9 protein-coding genes are annotated in these 15,257 nt (G+C 59.2%); all 9 read left to right on the forward strand.

What is annotated here, in order from left to right; genetic code table 11:
- Positions 1-12: 12 nt before the first annotated feature.
- The 9 genes from JNX03_RS19050 (at position 13) to JNX03_RS19090 (ending at position 15,119) form a co-directional block, all read left to right on the forward strand.
- A complete protein-coding gene (locus tag JNX03_RS19050; RefSeq protein WP_203199976.1) occupies positions 13-468 on the forward strand; it encodes a hypothetical protein in 456 nt (151 codons plus the stop codon).
- A complete protein-coding gene (locus tag JNX03_RS19055) occupies positions 465-4,781 on the forward strand; it encodes a hypothetical protein (RefSeq protein WP_203199977.1) in 4,317 nt (1,438 codons plus the stop codon). The genes JNX03_RS19050 and JNX03_RS19055 overlap by 4 nt, the downstream gene beginning before the upstream one ends.
- Before the next feature lie 731 nt (positions 4,782-5,512).
- Complete coding sequence (locus tag JNX03_RS19060) at positions 5,513-6,442, forward strand: DUF2493 domain-containing protein (protein WP_203199978.1); 930 nt, start codon at positions 5,513-5,515, stop codon at positions 6,440-6,442.
- Positions 6,443-6,574: 132 nt separating this feature from the next.
- Positions 6,575-7,591, forward strand: coding sequence for a nucleotidyltransferase family protein (locus JNX03_RS19065; RefSeq protein WP_244968378.1), 1,017 nt, complete (start codon positions 6,575-6,577; stop codon positions 7,589-7,591).
- A gap of 539 nt (positions 7,592-8,130) precedes the next feature.
- Positions 8,131-8,337, forward strand: coding sequence for a hypothetical protein (locus tag JNX03_RS19070; RefSeq protein ID WP_007120662.1), 207 nt, complete (start codon positions 8,131-8,133; stop codon positions 8,335-8,337).
- 562 nt (positions 8,338-8,899) lie between these two features.
- Positions 8,900-9,481 carry a helix-turn-helix domain-containing protein gene (locus JNX03_RS19075; RefSeq protein ID WP_203212294.1) on the forward strand — a complete coding sequence of 194 codons (582 nt, stop codon included), beginning with the start codon at positions 8,900-8,902 and terminating at the stop codon, positions 9,479-9,481.
- Positions 9,468-11,801, forward strand: a complete 2,334-nt coding sequence (locus tag JNX03_RS19080; RefSeq protein WP_203212295.1) for a relaxase/mobilization nuclease domain-containing protein — start codon at positions 9,468-9,470, stop codon at positions 11,799-11,801. Before JNX03_RS19075 ends, JNX03_RS19080 begins: the two co-directional genes overlap by 14 nt.
- 8 nt (positions 11,802-11,809) lie before the next feature.
- Positions 11,810-13,810 carry a type IV secretory system conjugative DNA transfer family protein gene (locus JNX03_RS19085; RefSeq protein ID WP_203212343.1) on the forward strand — a complete coding sequence of 667 codons (2,001 nt, stop codon included), beginning with the start codon at positions 11,810-11,812 and terminating at the stop codon, positions 13,808-13,810.
- Positions 13,811-14,003: 193 nt separating this feature from the next.
- Positions 14,004-15,119 carry a hypothetical protein gene (locus JNX03_RS19090; protein ID WP_203199924.1) on the forward strand — a complete coding sequence of 372 codons (1,116 nt, stop codon included), beginning with the start codon at positions 14,004-14,006 and terminating at the stop codon, positions 15,117-15,119.
- Positions 15,120-15,257: the final 138 nt, after the last annotated feature.

Genomic DNA, 15,257 nt, shown 5'->3' on the forward strand with positions numbered 1-15,257 from the left:
TGAGAGAAAGAAATGCTGTCGCCAAGTGAATTCACAGTCGGAAAAGTCGGTACCGCAAAGCCGCTCAGCTTGATCCTGCCGACCTCAAAGTATGAGGAAACGTTGCTGGTTGGCCAACTCGATGACCTTCCGACGGCGGTGTTTCTTTCAGGGCAGCATAAATCGATGTTCTTAAAGACCGAAGGCAACGAAAGCTGGGGTGGACTGATTATTCCATCTGTACGAATTGAGATCGATGAGACTAGCTTCGTTGACGAATACTCCTCTGAAGCGCCAATGCTTTCTGTTACTAGGACCGACACAAAACTTGTTGTGGCGGCGAAAGCAGAAAGATCGTTCGGCCGTCAAATCCAAATCACCTTGCACGAAGGGCTGGTTTCATCGGGAGAGGCCAAGGCTAAGTTTGCGAATTGGCAGATTGTTCTTGGGGAGGGTCAAGACAAGCGTGTCTTGTGGACTGCGACATGATCCACGTCCCATTTGAACGTCGTTTTGCACTGCCATCAGAAGAGCGACTGCGCGACCCAGACTACATTTCTATCTGGGGCAGTTATGAGCACGGCTCCCTACGTTGGAGCGACCTCTATGCTCACCGCTGTGTCGTCGTCTTGGGTGAGGGGAAGTGCGGTAAGACCCATGAATTCAAACAGCAAAAGCAAGCGCTCCAGGATCAGGGACAAGCTGCGTTTTTTGTCCCACTTGAATTGCTTCAAGACGGAGAGTTTTTGGACTCAATCACCGCGAAAGAAGAGCAAGAATTTCAGCACTGGTTAGAGGCATCTGACGCAGAGGCAGTGTTCTTTTTGGACGCGGTCGACGAGTTGAAGTTGCGTAAGGGCACGCTGCGGCGTGCATTGCGAAAAATTCAGACTGCTGTCGGAGCGCAGACACACCGGGCGCGCTTCTTCATTTCATGTAGACCAAATGATTGGGCTGACGAGCTGGATTTTCAGGTTGTGACTGCTTTGGTTGCGCCGAGAGAAAGAGCCGCCGAGGTTACTGAAGCTCCAGCAGGTGAAGAAGTCTTCACGGCAATGATTGCACGAGATAGCGGCCCACCCCCTAGTGATGGGGAGGAGGGGGCCAGCGGCAGGGAGGAACCTGTAAAGGTTTTCGCGCTGTTGCCGTTATCTAGAAATGAGATCGTTGAATTTGCACGTCTTTACGCAGCAGATCACGCTGATGTCTTTGCCCAGCACTTGGAGGAAAAAGAGCTCTGGCATCTCTACCAATTGCCTGCAGACATCATGGCTGCGCTTGACCAGTTGGCGACGGAAGGACAACTCGGCAACCTTCAGGAACAATTGGTCTTTGGCATTGGCCAACGGCTTCGCGAAACCTCTGACAAAAAGCGCAATGATCTGAGCGTAAAAAAAGGCATGGAAGGGGCGGAGCGGATTGCGCTTGCGCTATTTCTAATGAAGCGCAGGTCAATCTACTTTGCAGCGCCTGGCGGTGACGCAGAGGGAGTCAGTGTAGCCGACATCCTGCCGGACTGGTCGCACGATGAGCAGGTCGAGTTGCTTGGCAAGTCCTTGTTTGACCCCACAGGCGTCGGTGCTGTGCGCTTTCATCATCGATCCACGCAGGAGTTCTTGGCCGCTCAACGCCTTCAGAAGTTACGTGAGCAAGGTCTTGCGACAAGCGACCTCCATCACCTGTTGTTCGCGAGCATCGGACAAGAGCGAGTGATAGTCCCAAGTATGGAACCTGTGGTGGCATGGTTGGCACTGTGGAACCCCGACGTTCTGACTGATGTGAAGGAGCGAAACCCTCTCTTACTGTTCCGCCAGGGAATCCCCGCGATTCTGAGCCTCGAACTGCGCGCGGAACTGTTACGCAGGTTCGTTGAGCAATATTCTGGTAGCGACTGGCGCAGGGTCGGCGTTGGGCACACTGAGCTGAAGCGCGTGTCGACACCGGAGCTGGCGCCGCTGGTGCAAGAGTTGTGGGACCAAGCCTATACAGGTCACGACACGCGAGAGCTGCTTCTCGAAATGGTGTACCTGACGCCAATGGCTGATTGCGCCGATTTGGCGTTTCAAGCGGCCTTCGACGAGAGCTTGGATTTCCACCATCGGACATACGCTGTCTGGGCAGTTCTTAGATGTGGAAGCAGTCAACAGAAACGCGAGATCGGGACTAGCATGGTGGCGGGCAATTGGCCCGAACGGGTTGTGCGCAATGCGCTGCCTGATCTGTTTCCTGAAGCACTTGAACTGGCAGAGTTTCTGGCTCTTGCAAGATCGCTGAACGAAGTACCGCGTTCCGTTCATGGCTTGGGCTATGCACTACTTCAGGCGATCAAGTCGGATGCCATGAGCGCAGAGCAAAGGGTCCAAATCAGGGACGACCTGGTCGACGCAATTTGGTTGAACCGCACCGAAGAAAGTCGCGTCTACCAAGCGCATTCAAGCTATGATCACTTCGTCGATCCCGTGATAGCGGCTTGCGATCTGACTCCACCTCAGTCCACCGAAGAAATCCCAGGTTGGGCATGGAGTGTTGCAGTGGCCTTTCACTTTGGAGAGCGCCGCGAAAGCATAGTCGCCAAAAAGGAAACCAAAAGGTTGCAAGAGGCATTGTCCGAGAGTGTTGCTTTGCGGGAAGGTTACTTTTGGGCGTGCTTCGACTTGGCAGAAGCTCTTGAAAAGCCCGAGAACGATTGGCATCGATTTGTACGATCCGACTATGGGCGGGTCCTACGACCTTTTACGGAGTTGGATTTCTCTTGGCTTCTTCGTGCACTTGCGAATGGAGCAATAGAGGACCGTCGCGGCGTAGCGTTCTATACGCTGAGCATGTTCGTCAGAGGCGGCGAAAACACCCAACTTGCGGTCGAAATAGCAGAGCTAATCTCCGACCGAGAGGACCTGCAAGAAGCATTTGAGCGGATGTTGAATCCTCCACCTCAAGAACCCGACGAGCACGAAATTGAACACCAAAATTGGCAGCGTGAACGTGAGATCGAAGAAGCTGAGCGGCAGGATGGTTGGAAAAAATGGCGGCAGGAGGTTCTTGCTGCTGAAGATCTAATGCTGGGGGAAGCAGACTGGGAAAACACGCTATACAACCTGCACAATGTCATGCAGCATACGGAACGCGACCACAATACGTGGGGGTATTGGGATGCACAGTTTGTTGAGACGGCGTTTTCTCCGGATTTTCTCGCCGGTGTAAGGGAAGGTCTCTCTGATTTCTGGCGACGCACCGACGTATCGCTGTTCAGTGAGCGCGCAGAAGAAGATCGGAATAGCTATTCAGCCGCCAGCCTTATGGCACTTGCTGCGCTCAAATGCGAGGCTGAGACCGCGAATTGGGCCGAAGTCCTTTCGCATGATGAAGCAGTAGGGGCGACGCGCATTTCAACATTGGAGCTGAACGGTTTCGGAGCCTTCCTTCCGCAGCTGGAAGCGGCCCACCCGCACGCCATCGAAGAAGTCATTGGTACTGAAATCAACCGACAGCTCGCAAACCTTACGGAGGTAGGACGTGCACCCATTTTGCATGACGCACTCCACCATGGCACACCATTCATGCGCGACATCGCAGCCGCAGCGGCTACAGATAGCCTACCGGCATTTGAGAATGCGCTGGAGCAGAATACCCAGACCGACCTCAAATATGCCTTCGAACTGATTGCTGGCAATGGCACGGATGAGGCCATTTCGAATGCCGTTGGAGCGATCCAAAATCATATCGACACATCCAACCAAATGACTGCTGAAAGCCAGCGGTTCTGGCTGAAAATGTTGACCCAACTGAGCCTAGAGCAAGGGTGCGAAGCGGTGCTGGCAGCGACCGCTGACTTATCAACGCAAGAGTCCCGAGAAGCTGCAATTTCAATATTTGCCGCGATCTTCGGTGATCGCCACTGGGGCGGGCAACCGAGTTTTGATAGGGTGGAGAATGGCCGTCGCCTCGAATTGTTGACCCTGCTGGTCATAAGAGCCTACCAAACGGTGCGCCCGCAAGAGGATCAGCACACCTTTACACCGAACACTCGCGACCACGCTGAGGAAGCACGCGGTTACCTACTGAGCACACTTGTTTCGACGCAGTCGCCGAGAACGCTGTCGGTGCTTTACGAATTGTCCGCAATGCCCGAATTCGCGCATCTGACAGACCGTTTGAAACAGATGGCTACAGAGTTGGCGGCGAACATATTGGAACCCGAGGCCATGAGTGGCTCGGTATTCCGAATATTCGACCAAGAGCGGAACTACCGCGCCTATGACGACCCATCTCTATTTGCGGTCATGAATCACAGGCTGGCAGACTTTGAACACCACTTGCTTAACGACGAGCAGACAACTGTAGCGACTTTGCGAAAGGTGGAAAGCGAAACAGAGCTACGTCAATTCCTTTCCTACTGGCTGACCCAAAACGCTCGAAGTGCATACAGTGTTACACAAGAAGCCGTTGCAATCGCTGAAAAACGAACAGATATCCGATTGCACGCAGCCGGTTTGGACCGATACGCTTCTGTAGAAGCGAAGTTGGATGACGCAAGACATCGATGGAGCGGAAGCCAACTGAGAGATGCTTTGATCGATCAACTCGTGGGGCGTTATCTTAACCATAAGCGATGTCGAGTTGGCTGTCTCTTAATCTGTATGCGCGAACCGCGGCAATGGGAGCATCCAGACACCGGCGAAAGAATGGATTTGCAAACGACGGTCGCCTGGTTGCAGAGCGTTGCCAACGCCATCATGGAAGAACGTTCTGAACTGCTGCTTTCGGTGAAAGGGATCAATTACTCAGTTACTGCGAACGAGTAGATATCTGTGCCGATCGAGGCGCTATTTGATGTATCCACGATTTCGATGATCAAAGTCCGCTTTGGAGCTTCCCGAGTGTCTCCGCTACAGAGCGGCGAATTCACACTTTCCGCCCATCACGTCGAATGCTTGGAAAAGCAATCCTTATAGTCGGCAGCGGCGTCGCCAGCACATCAACCTTAGGCTAAGCCCTGCGGCCTCCCCAGCTCGGCTTCGCGTGTCGCAGGGGAGAACGGCCCTTCGGTCCGTCGCGCATTCGGCCATGCGGCCTCACCGCGGCGTCGCACCCAGGCCCCCGGTTTGCCCGCCTCGCGAGCACGTCCCTCCCCGGCCGCTCCGCCGGATTGCGCTCTGGTCTGTTTTGGCCCGAGGCCAAAACGATCCCGCCGCTTCATCCGTCTTCCGCGTCCGGTCAGGCCGTTTGCCTGCTCGGGTCGGGCAAACCTACCGTCAAAACACACACACATGAGCGCGGAAGCATATCCTCCGGATGGCCCCCAAATCAGCCCGCGTCAAGGATCGCAAAACTTTTCGGCGAGGGCGGCGCCAGTGGTACAGGGCGGTCCCGTGCGTGAGCGCGCGCATGTGTCGGGTGCTGCGCGCGGAAAACTTTTGCGCCCGGCAAGCCGGCGGCTATGCCGTCCCTGACCCGGGCAGATTCGGAAACCAGACATTCGGCCATGCCCCCACACTCACGTGGTGGCTCTATAACCGAACACTGGAGACCAGACATGGCTTACGACACTGCAAACACCTACGAGACCATCGAACTTTTCGGACTGACCGAGAAGGACGCGCAGCTGCCGATCCCCGAGGATTACATCCTGACAGACCACATCATCCGCGAAAGCTTCGAGGCTTTGCTCGGGCCGCTGCGCGGGACCGGGCTTGAAGCAGAAATCGAACCGCTGGCCCATGGGCTCGCGACGATCCTGCAGCGCCGCAAGGTGGCACTCGGCAAGGAGGTCGACCGCACCGCGGACAAGATCGGCGCGCTGGCAAAATCCCACGACGGATCGGAGATCGCCGAGACCGCGCTCGAAGAGGCGCAGGCGCGCTTTGTGCAGCTGCGCGAGATCGTCAGCGCCATCGAGGTGATGAGCGAGGCGGCGGCGGAATGCTACGAGATCGAGACGGGTCACGCCTTCATCCCGGCGGCAGGCTCGCGGGCGAGTGTCCGGGCGCAAGAGACCGGGGCGGTCTTCGAGGCGCGGCAGCTCCTCGAGCAGCACGACCGCGAGACTGCCGAGAAATCCAAAGTCGAGGGGGTGCCCCTGATCGTCTCAGGCGCCACCGACTGGACCGATGTTGATGTGATCTTCAACACGCTCGACAAGGTTCGCGAACGGATCAAGCAGAACCGCAACCAGGAGATTTTCCTCTGCCACAAGGGTGGCAAGCACGGGGCGGAGATGATCGCGGCCCGGTGGGCCCGGGCACGCGGGGTCGCGCAAGCGCGCTTCGATCCGCGCTGGTCCGCGCACGGGCGGGCGGCCCCGTTCAAGTGCAACGACGAAATGCTGGACGACAAGTTCGCGGCGACGGGGGTTGTCCTCTTCGGCGGCAACGGGGTCGCGCTGAACCTCGGGCAGAAGGCGGAAGCGAAAGGCCTGACGGTCATGCGGGTTGCGGACCCGGCGAAGAAGGCGTCGCAGGATTGAAGAGAGAGGGTCGCCTTAGGGCGGCCCTTACGTCGTTTCTCATGGGTGTGGACGTTCTCCAAATCACTTTGCCTAGCAATTTCCTGTTTTGATAGGTATATGTATGCCAAGCAAAACTTGGAAATGATAGGTATGACCCCACTCAGCAGCATCGCGATGAGCGCCTATACCGACCTGGTGCGTCTTCTTAAGGACGACGCCTTGTTCGGTGTCGAAGGCAAGCCAACACTCAAAGAGCGCGGCGACAAGGCCTATTGGTACGCCGCGCGCCGTGTCGGCACCGAGATGCGCTTCATCTATATCGGCGAGGACAGTGACGAGACGCGTGCACGTATCAACCGGATTGAGGAGCTGCGCTCGACCGCCAAGGATCGGCAGGCGGAACGGTCTCGGCTTGTCCGCCTCTTGCGCGCCGAAGGCATGACCCCCACCGACCGGGCAACCGGGTCCATCCTGTCGGCCATGGCCGCAGTAGGGACATTCCGGTTGGGTGGCACCATCGTCGGAACCAATGCATTTCGCCTCTATGAAGGCGAGCTTGGTATCCGTCTGCCCATTGGCGGTATGGCCAATACTGGCGACATCGACATCGCGCAGTTCGAGAAGCTCAGCGTTGCGTTGCAGGATCAGGTCGACCCGGGTCTTGCCGAGACGTTCTCGGCGCTCAAATTCGATCCTCTGCCATCTCTTGACCAAGGCCGGACCTGGCGATGGGCCCAGGGCGGCAGTGGCCAGCTGGTCGAGTTCCTCACACCGGCGTTCGGAGATGAGACCATCCGTGATCTGCCAGCATTGGGCGTGAACGCCCAAGGATTGAACTATCTGAACTTCCTGATCGCTGAGCCGATCCACGCGGCGGCGATCTATAGATCCGGCGTTCTGGTGCAGGTGCCCCGCCCGGAGCGTTATGCAGTCCACAAACTGATCATTGCCGACCGGCGCCGCGATGGGGCAGGAAGCCTGAAATCCGCGAAGGACCGCGAGCAGGCGGCTTTCCTTATCGAAGCGATGGCCGAGGACCGGCCCGATGATCTGGCTCGGGCCTATGCCACCGCAATGGAGGTTGGGCCGCGCTGGCGGGAACACATCGGCAACTCGCTGAAGCGAATGCCTGATACCAGGGGGATGCTCGACAGCTTGGGCGCGTGATGGCCATAACCGGGTCGCCTTCGGGCGGTCCTTTCGTCAAATCTCATGGCGCGTGCGATCGGTCACACTTGATCTGCATCTCACGGCGTCCAGCACCGTCATCCCTCTACCCAGCCCGTCAGAGTTCGGCCCATCCGCATCGGTACGGGCTGGGGATGGTGCGCACCTAGCACATCGTCAGCAGCGCAAGACGCGAGGGGTCGAGACGTCGCACTTGAGGCTGAAGCCCTGCTCGACCCTCGGGTGGTGTCGCGGAACATCGCATCCACGCGGGCGGGCGTCATCAGCACCCCGGCCAGGTTCGGCAGGACGTGGACGCGGATGGTGGCGACTGCGTGATGGCACAGGTCAATCGGGTCCCTCCTTTTTGCTATGCATGTGGATCGCACGGGGTCGGCCCGTTCGTGCCCTCAGCTCACGCTTCGGCAAGCACAAATACGGTTTCCACGGCGGGGCCGCGGACCCTCCGCATTTGCGCTTGCGACCGGTCCTTTTGCCCCCGTGCTGGGTGATCCTCATCGCAATAAGGAGTAACCCAAATGACCAACCACTACGTCGCCACCGTTCCCGTCAAGTTCACCGATACCGATGGCCAGGAGCGCACCCGATTCCAACGCGTGGGCGCCATGTTCCGCAACACCCGCAACGGGGACGGCTCGGAGTTCTTCAGCCTCAAGCTCGACTTCCCGGTCGCGGTCTCGGAGCTGGTGATGTTCCCACCGAGCGCGAAAGATCCCCAGGACTAAATCCTCTGGCGAGGATGGGCCGCCCCAGGACGATCTTGGGGCGGCCCGATCCCTGTTCCAGGGATGCCGTGTCCGGCGGTCAGTTCGCCCGAGGTGACCTCCTCTTGGTGCCGGTCGCTGCGCGCGCAACGGACGATCGCCGCTCGGAATGATCAGGCCGCGACAGACCGGCCAGTCAGCCTCAAGGGGGCCATCCACAAAAACCTATCGGCCAGGGCCTCCCGGTTTTTGCGGCAGAGATTTGGCGGAGCCAAATCTGGCCCTCCTTGACCCTGCCTGTCCGCCCTGTCGGTGGGGTTTGCGCCCGCCCGCGGTTCCGTCCGAACACATGCGTGTTCGGCCAGACCTGCGGGCGGTGCTGGGGAAGGGGGCCTATTGGACAGGTGGGTCGCCCGGTGGCGAGGGGGCAGGCCCGCGTCCCTGCGGTCTGCGGGGGAAGCGGACACCAAGGCTGCCTGAGCCCGAATGCAACGTAAGTATATAATTGACAGCTTAGTATAATATCGTAAGGTGGGGGCAGCCTTGGTGGAAGGTGGCAGGAAATAGGGGGTCTTTCTTCCGCATGTCCCGAACAAAACGCCTGACAGAGACCGAGAAGATGCAGATCGTCCGCGAGGCCGCGGAAGGTGTGTCGACGTCTGAGCTGGCCGAGCGCTTCGAGGTCACATCGCGGGCCGTGCGATACATCTTGAAAGCCGATGCCGAGCGTCAAATGGATGCCGCGATCCCGGTCTCCGCAGTCAGTGTGAAGGTCACGGCTGCGGAGCTTGCGGCGCTCGACGAGGTGCTGGCCGAGGCCGGGATCGAGAGCCGGGCCGAGGGGCTGCGGCGGCTCATTCAGGCGGCGGGTGGGGTGTTTGTTCCGGACGCGCAGATGGCGGCCGAGATGGCGCGCTACCGCGCCTCGCTGCACGAGGTCGGCAATGGGGTAGCGCAAATTGCCAAGCAGATGACGCAGGCCAACCGGCAGGGGCAGGGGGCTGGTTCGGAGTTCACCGAATTGCGCTTTGCGCAGATGCGCGGGCTGGCGCGGTTCATCCTGGATTCTGCTGACGAGATCGATCTGCTCCTGCGCCGCCGTCGGGACGCCATGCAGCTCGAGGCCACGGCAGCCTTGAGGGAGTTTGCCCATGCGGCTGAATGATGCCGTCCATGCCGTCACGGGCGAGGTCTTTCGGGATGGCTGGAGCCGCGTCCGGGGCTCGATGCAGGGGCTGCACGTGGCCAAGCAGAGCCAGCTTGTGCGCGCGGCTGCAGGGCATCGGCCAGCGGTCTTCAAGGCGATCCGGGGCGGGGGTACGCATACCAAATCTCAGTTGATGAACCAGCTCGATTACCTCACCACCAAGTCCACCCATATCGTGGACAGTAGCGGATTTCTGGATGGCAAGGCGAAGCTCGAGGCGGGTGACATCAAGGATCTGACCGCGCGCTTTGCCAAGCGGTGGGATGCGGGCTTCAAGCCCAAGCTTGGGCAGACCACCCACTTGCTCATGTCCTTCCCCATCGGCACGCGCGGGGAGGATGTGCGCGACATCGCGACGGATGTGGCCGAGCGGTTCTTCCAGACCGATGAGGGGCATTTCGACTACATCATCGCGGTGCATGAGGACCGCGATCACCCGCATGCGCATCTGGTGCTGAACCGCCGGTCTCAGGAGGGCGAGTTCTTCTTTCTGGGGCGCAACCATCGGTTCAACTATGACGATTTCCGCCTCGCCATGGTCGAGGAGGCGGAGAAGTACGGCGTGCGCCTGGAAGCCACGCGGCGGGTGGATCGCGGGGTTGTGCATTACCCCGCCGCTACCCGCGAGGTTTATGCGGCGAAAGAAGAGGGTCGCGCGCCCCGCGAGCGGGAACGTGTGGGGGCCGACTTGACCCGGACGCTGGCGGAGATCGCCAATACCAGAACTGTCTATTATTCGCTTGCCGCGGAGGCTTCGCGTGAAGTCCGCGAGGATATTGCCGCAGCCCTCTTCCGCGCGGGCGAAGTGCTGGCGCATGGCGGACAGGTGGACCGAACAGGAGATGTGTATATGGCCGAGGATCAAAGCTTCGAGGATCTCAGAAGCCTCTATGCGGAGAAGCTCGCGCGGGTGCAGGGCATGATCGCAGAGAAGTCTGACGCGGAACGTCCCGTGCTGGAAAAACGCCTCATCGAGATCCAGACGCAGGTCCAGCACATGCAGCCTCTCGGTTTGCGATCATCCACGCTGTCAGAGACCCCCTCGGAAGGCGGGATCTATTCCGAGGCCAATATTGACGCCAGCCAGCGCGAGCGACTGGCCGAGCCCGACTTGAGATCGCGCATTGACGTAGCACTACGGGGCACCGGGATCAGCACATCGGAAGTGGTGGCCCGGATCGAGACGGGCGCCTCAAATGCAGCGCTCGAGCATCAATGGATCGCCAATGATCTCTCCAAAGTGGCCGAGGCGCGCGATTTGAACCTTGAACGCCGCGCCGATCTGGAACAGGCGCGCGACATTCTCAACGATTTGCATGTCGAACTTGGCACGATGCTGGAACAGGAGAAGGTGCTGCGCCGGGATGGTGTCATGGAAGCGGAAGCGGACAGCGAGCGGTTCCATTATCACCGGGACGCAGTCCGGGCGATGGAAGGGACAATCCGTCAGGAGATGCGCGCAGACGGCCTGACAGCGCAGCAGGTCGAGGACCGGGATTGGGAGGTTGTCTCGCGGGCAGAGCGCCGGATCGAGACGGAGCAACGCGCGTATCTCGAAGCACACCCAGACCTGCTCGCACGCCCAGGCGATGTGATCGACCGGTCTGAACCCTACAGGGAGACCATCACTGATGCGGCCCGCGCCAGCGAGATCACCCGCGAGGTCGACCGGATCATGGAGGGACGCGACGTCCGCACGCCCGTTGCAGATGCTGTCACGGATGACTTACGAGCGCGCTATCCGGACATGCCGTCCCATCTCGCCCGTGGGCTCGGCGCGACCTATGCAGCCGTCGTCGAGATACGCGACACGGAGGTCATCAATCAGGTCCGCCGCGAAACCGAGATGCGCGACGGGCTCGGGTCTGGCACGCGCGACGACATCCTCGCGACCCGCGGTGAAACTGCGCCGCAGTCTGACCATGCCGACCGCCTTGCAGACGAGATTACGCGTGTTCTGGAGCATGAGCGGGCGGGGGAGTTGTCCGCGCCCTTCGAGACCGAGGCGGAGCGGGACGCATTTCGCGACGAGATCGCGCGGGTGCTGGACGTGCGCCAACTCGACCGGCTCACATCCGGCGATGCCGATGCGCTGGAAAAGGTTCTCGAGGACCGCCTCGACCGGCTCTATGTCGCCAAGGTCTACCTGCAATCGGATGCAGCGACGGCCAACACGGAGGCCTTGCGTCAGGTGGTCGATGATCTTGCCGACACCGAATATGAAAAACACCGCACCACAGACGTGGATGGCGAGACCGAGCGGGGTCAGGTCCATTGAGCGCCGCCATGGGAAAAGCGCGGATCGCCACGGGCGTCCTGCTTGTGACGCTGGTGACCGGGGCCATGGGCTATACCATCGCCTCGGCGGTGCTGACCTACCAGGATCTTGGGTTTGGGGCCGAGATCGACTTTGCTTATATCGCGCAGAACTACATCACGATCCTCGATCGCCGCCCGGAGGACGCGCAACTTATTCACCTGATCGTCGGCAGCTTCGCCGCCGCCGGCCTGATGCTGAGCCTCGCCCTGTCGGGGTCCGCCCTCACACGCTTTGGCCAGACCCATTGGCAGAGCGCGCGCGAGATGAAGGCCAACGGGTTTTTCGGGGCGCCGGGGACCGGGTTCATCCTCGGCAAGCTGGGGCCGCCGGGCTCCCGCGCGAAGTACATCTGTTCGAAAGTCTTCCCGCACGCGCTGATCGTAGCCCCCACCGGGCGCGGCAAGACCACGGGCTTCGTCATTCCGAACCTACTGACCTGGCAAGGCTCTGCCGTGACGCTGGATGTGAAGGGCGAGTGTTTCAAAGCCACGGCCCGGCACCGCGCGGCCCAAGGCGACAAGGTCTATCGCTTTGCCCCTACCGATTGGGAGGGCAAGCGCACGCATCGCTACAACCCGCTTCTGCGTATCTTCGAGCTGAAAGACCCCGCGCGCCAGCAGATGGAATTGCAGCTTCTTGCGACGCTCTTCCTGCAGAGCGACAATGACCGGGTGCAGGGGCTGCTCAAGGGCGGGATCGATCTCTTCGTGGCAGCAGGCCTGCTGGCGTTCCAGCGCAAGCGCCCCACCTTGGGAGAAATCTACCGCATCGCGGCCTCCGGTGGAAACAAGCAGAAGGAGTATTTCGCGCGGGGCCACGAGGTGGACAACAGGGCCGCCAAGCTGATCTTCACGCGGCTGGCCTCGACCAACAACGATACGCTGACCTCTTACGTCTCGCTTCTGATGACCTCGGGGCTCGACCAATGGCAGAACCCGGCGATCGATGAGGCGACGGCGGTGTCGGACTTTGATTTCCGGACGATCCGCAAGAAACCCTTCTCGGTCTATCTGGTGGTCCAGCCACTGATGGTGAAGCCGCTCGCGCCGCTGATCCGGCTGTTTTTCTCCGATCTGCTCTCGGCCATGCAGGAAAAGGACCCCGGGCCGGATGAACCTTGGCCCGTGATGATCATGCTCGATGAGTTCAACCGTTTGGGCAAAATGCCTATCGTGGTTGAGAGCATTGAGACCCTGCGGACCTACCGCGGTCATCTGGCCGTGGTCACGCAAACGATCCCCGCCCTCGATGAAATCTATGGCGAGAACACCCGCCGTGCCCTGCAGGGCAACGCGGGCGTGAAGCTCTACCTAACGCCTTCGGATGAAAAAACCGTCGAGGAACTGAGCAAGGCGGTCGGCAAGACCACGAAGACCGTCATCACGCGATCCCAGTCCATCGGCAAGAACCCCTTTGAAGGGCGCAGCCAGTCGACCCGGACCGAAGAAAGCTCTCTCCTGCCCGAGGATGAGGCGCGCCGCCTACCGCTCGACGAAATCGTCATGGTCATCGATGCCCAGATGCCGGTCCGGGCAAAGCGGATCCAGTATTTTGACGACCGGCTGTTTAAGGCCATCCATGCAGCGCAGACGGGGGAGTTGCCGTTTCCGGAACCGGGGGGAGGGGGATCGCAAGGCACGCTGCCGTTGAGTATGCGGGCCATGCCGATGACACCGCCACTGGACGGGCCAGGCGGATCCGAGGCCGACGTTGAGGCCGCACGCCAGGCTGCTGATGGCCAATCGTCAGGGCAAACCGAGGTCGCCCCAAAGAAGACCGCGCCCGTCGTTCAAGCTGTTATCTCTGAGGAACAGCGACAGATGGAGATGGATTTTGGCAGCCAGGTTGCGGATGCCGAGACAGTGGGGGTGGATGATGAGGCGCAGATGCGCTCTGCCGTTGATGGCTTGGACGATATGGAAGCGATGCTGCGAGAGGGGGATGTCGAAAAGCTGGTTGCACGATAGCGTGGTGTGCATCGCCATCTTTCAGGGATGGGCGGAAACCGGACCTTCGCTGAGCTTGCAACATGGTTCCAATAAATGCTCAAAAGCTGCCGTTGTGTTGGGCCCCAAAAACTCGCCTTTTCATTCCTAGAATAGGATAACGGTAGGCACTATATTGTGTTGAAAGCGGCGCGGCGAAGGCAAGGTATAGGCAATGAGCGATGAAGACTCCGAAAATAAGAAACCCAGAGGTTTCGACATTTCCAAGTTAGGCGTGGAAATGAGCGATCAAGTCCGCGAAGCCGCTGACCAGAAACTACGCCGTAAGTTCAAAGACCTTTCATCTGGTTTGAGTGGCATCGGAGCGGCCCAGAAAGCAGCGCTTGGCTTAGGCGCATCTGGCGTCTTTGCAGATATGGCCAGCCAAGCAGAACGCCTAAACCGTATTGTGGACCCAATTGGTCTGCAAAACTTGACTATGGGTATAGACCGGGCGTCATTGGGGATACCGCGGTCCATTCTGGACAGCCTGCACATAGACAGCCCCTTTGGACGTTTGGCGGCTGATATGGAACGTCAGACGAAGATGTTTGACAGCCTGTCACTGGGCATTGATCGACAAATGGGACTAGTGCCCAGCATCTTGCGTGACTTCGAGTCCAGCTATGCTCTTGGGATCACACGGGCGCTAGACTTGCCACGCATTGGGGACACCTTTGCTGCGCTGGATATTGGCAGGTATGGGCGCATTTTCGACAACGCGAATGCCCTACGTGGTCTGGGCCTTGGCGTAGAGTTCGGGGACCGTTTCAGCACCCTTGCGACTAGTCTTACTGAGCAAATGCAGGCCCTTGGGCAGATCGGTAGCATCGCGGCTGCGGCCCAGATTGGACTTGGGCTATCCGGCAATATCGAAGAAATGCTTGCCCGCACCATCGCCGCGCAAGAGGCATTGGCAGGACAGGAACAAGCGCCGGTAGATGAAACGACACGGCAAAAACTTTCGCGTCAATTGCAGTTGCTGTGCAACATCATCACCATCCTGTCTTTCTTCATGATGGTGGCGCTCGAAGTAGAAGACCGGCTTTCAGACGATGAAGACGCGGCTATACGAGCGAACGCAGAGACTATGCAGAAAATGCAAAGCTCAATAGACGCGCTCACGTCTCAGCTACGGGAAGTGACTGCTACGCAAGAGGCCGCAACGGAACAAGATAGGGCAACTGACGCGGCTATCACAGACCTTCTACGCGAAATTGCCGATAGCCTTTCAGATCAAGAGGAATTGGAAGGGCCAGAAGCTGGCGCACATCCTCCCCCAGCGGATTAGGGGGCGGAGAGCCGTCATTCGCTGTGGATCGCATAAACGACTAAGATGAGCAGGAAGAGGACCTTGCCAAGCCATGTCCGTGAGCCGTATCAAATGGTAGGTTCGGTGGCCTTTGCTGTAATGCCTGCATCTGGTAAA

This window comes from Sulfitobacter mediterraneus (assembly GCF_016801775.1).
GTDB lineage: Bacteria > Pseudomonadota > Alphaproteobacteria > Rhodobacterales > Rhodobacteraceae > Sulfitobacter > Sulfitobacter mediterraneus_A.